Origin of the sequence: Brachyspira innocens ATCC 29796 (assembly GCF_000384655.1) — a bacterium.
In the GTDB taxonomy this organism is placed as follows: domain Bacteria; phylum Spirochaetota; class Brachyspiria; order Brachyspirales; family Brachyspiraceae; genus Brachyspira; species Brachyspira innocens.
This window is the reverse complement of the sequence record NZ_ARQI01000020.1, coordinates 1-2,239: the sequence shown is the minus strand read 5'-3', so window position 1 is coordinate 2,239 and position 2,239 is coordinate 1. Positions and strand designations below refer to the sequence as shown.

Annotated in this window: 7 protein-coding genes and 1 pseudogene; all 8 read right to left on the bottom strand. The window is 23.5% G+C overall.

Annotated elements, in window-relative coordinates; translation table 11 throughout:
- A partial coding sequence (locus F811_RS0100225; protein WP_026364294.1) for a hypothetical protein occupies positions 1-390 on the bottom strand: 390 nt, incomplete at its 3' end.
- Entirely contained in the window at positions 362-643 is a 282-nt protein-coding gene (locus F811_RS0100220; RefSeq protein ID WP_020003315.1) for a hypothetical protein, read from the bottom strand. The genes F811_RS0100225 and F811_RS0100220, both read right to left, overlap by 29 nt.
- On the bottom strand, positions 643-1,029 hold the full coding sequence (locus F811_RS0100215; RefSeq protein ID WP_020003314.1) for a single-stranded DNA-binding protein: 387 nt from the start codon (positions 1,027-1,029) through the stop codon (positions 643-645). The genes F811_RS0100220 and F811_RS0100215 overlap by 1 nt, the downstream gene beginning before the upstream one ends.
- Before the next feature lie 8 nt (positions 1,030-1,037).
- Positions 1,038-1,205, bottom strand: a complete 168-nt coding sequence (locus tag F811_RS15245; RefSeq protein ID WP_020003313.1) for a hypothetical protein — start codon at positions 1,203-1,205, stop codon at positions 1,038-1,040.
- Complete coding sequence (locus F811_RS0100205) at positions 1,206-1,442, bottom strand: hypothetical protein (RefSeq protein ID WP_020003312.1); 237 nt, start codon at positions 1,440-1,442, stop codon at positions 1,206-1,208. It lies immediately after the preceding gene.
- The gene (locus F811_RS0100200) at positions 1,435-1,629 is read right to left on the bottom strand and encodes a hypothetical protein (RefSeq protein WP_020003311.1); all 195 of its coding nucleotides are present in this window, start codon (positions 1,627-1,629) and stop codon (positions 1,435-1,437) included. Before F811_RS0100200 ends, F811_RS0100205 begins: the two co-directional genes overlap by 8 nt.
- Before the next feature lie 30 nt (positions 1,630-1,659).
- Positions 1,660-1,836 (bottom strand): hypothetical protein, encoded by a 177-nt coding sequence (locus F811_RS16605; protein ID WP_020003310.1) that lies wholly within the window; start codon positions 1,834-1,836, stop codon positions 1,660-1,662.
- A 163-nt stretch (positions 1,837-1,999) separates the two neighbouring features.
- Positions 2,000-2,239: pseudogene (locus F811_RS16600) on the bottom strand (hypothetical protein); the annotation flags it as partial.

Below are 2,239 nucleotides of genomic sequence, written 5' to 3'. Positions count from 1 at the left end.
ATCATCATCATATACTTTATCAAAAAGCGATTTAGTACCTAGTCTATAATTAATATGTTTTCTTCTGCCGTGTAAAAATCTGTCTAATTCTCTAAAAATAAAATATTTTATAGTATAAAACAAAATCTTTGTATAAGTTTCTGCTGTAATAGGTTTTGTACTATGTTTTATATAATTCAAACCTTTTATAAGTCCCATAAAACCAATGTTAATTAATTCTTCTTTTTCAAAAGATTTTATATAATATAAACAATTAACTACTTTATATACTAAAAGTTTCAAATTAATTAATATTTTATTTCGCATTATTATACTTTCTTCTTCATTGGTTATCTTTTTCCATTCTTCAATCATATTAAAATCATATTCTTTTTTCTGATTTAATGTCATGTTTTTCCTCTTTTTTAAAATGCTCATAAAACGTTTTTATAACACTTACTACTTTATCATCTAGGTTTAATAATATAGCATTTAATATCATAGCTATATCCCTTGAGTTTTTATGTCCTTTAATACATATATCTTTTTTATTTTCTGTTACTATTCCTAAAACATAAATACAGCCTCGTTTTTTTAATTTATTGGTAAACTCTTCAATATCTTTCTTTAATTCATCATTATCAATTAATTTAGTGATATTCATTAAAACGGTACCTCTTCATCATCTTCCTGACTATTATTTTCTGCTGTGTTATTAGATTCTTTCTTATCAGCAAGCATTTGCATTGACTGCATAATAATTCTCACCTTAGATCTGATAGTGTTTGTGTTTTTATCCTGCCACCTTTCCTGCCTTAATGTCCCGCTTATACAAACCTGCTTTCCTTTTGTAAGATATTTATTTGCTGTTTCTGCAAGTTTATCAAATGCCACTATATCAAAATAATTTACTTCTGTAGTATTTTTTGTACTTACATAATAATTATTTGCTATAGAGAACTCAGAAATTTCCATTCCATTTTGTGTATATTTTCTCTGAGGATCAGCAGTCAATCTTCCTATTAATGTTACATTATTAAAATCTGCCATAATAACTCCTAATTTAATTTGATTACTATATCACAAAGTAAAGCAGTTATATTTGATAAAAAGAAACAAATCAAATAGAACGCCTTAGCAATGTTATTTTTAGATGTTATACTAATAAAAATACATATAACACTAAATATTCCAAAACTTATAGAACCTATTTGATAAACAATCATTTATATATCCTTGCTTAATATATTTTCTACTGTATTCATATAAAAAGCTAATTTATGATTACATTCTAATCTTTCACCATTTATACTTACAAATAATTCATTTTTATCTTTTACTTTGTTATAGCTTATATCAATATTTTTATATTGATACTTTAACACTCCTAAAATGTCATTCATTCTTCTGAACTCATCATTTACATCATTATAATTAATAATAGCTTTAATATTATTATTCATTATCTTCATCTTCAAAAATTATTGTTGTTGGTAATCCAGACTGTGCAATTTTTAAAATACAATCTTCACATAGATTTAATTTTTTTTCTTTTGATTTTATTTTTTTACATTCTTTATTCTTACCTTCAATAGTTATTGTCGTTTCTGGTAAATCATTAAAATCTTTCTTACATATACTGCAAATCATTTTTATTCCTTTTATTATTGCTATGTTCCATTAAATAGCTGGTTTATAATCAATATTTTTAATTTTAACATTTATTAGTTTGTTATAAAAACTGCATTTTTTAGTATCTCTTAAATCTATATATTTATTAAGTACATTACAAAAGAAACTGTTTTCTTTTCTATTAAAGCAATTTATACATTGTTCTTTATATTTTGTATTTGACATTTTAATAAACTCCTTTAATCATTTCCCTACTTTTTCTGGTGTTCTGTTAAATTTTTTATTACGTTACTACTTAGGTTTATTTTTTTACCTGATATTATTTTTAATTGTTTTCTTGTCTTTCCTTTCATTTAATTTATCTCCTTAATTCTTATTCATTTATAAACTAATAATCAAAAAGCATTTTATTGCCTTCGCTATCTACTTTATCACCGTCTGCATCATAGTCCCATCTATTTAGATTATCTTCATCTATACTAGAACTGAATGGATCTTCTTCATTCTCATCATCTACTCTATAATTTGAATCATCTTCATCTTCTCCAAAAGATATTATTCCATTATCTTCTTCTAATGTTTCTTCAAAAGATTTATTTTCTCTTTTATTAATTTCTTTTTGTATATC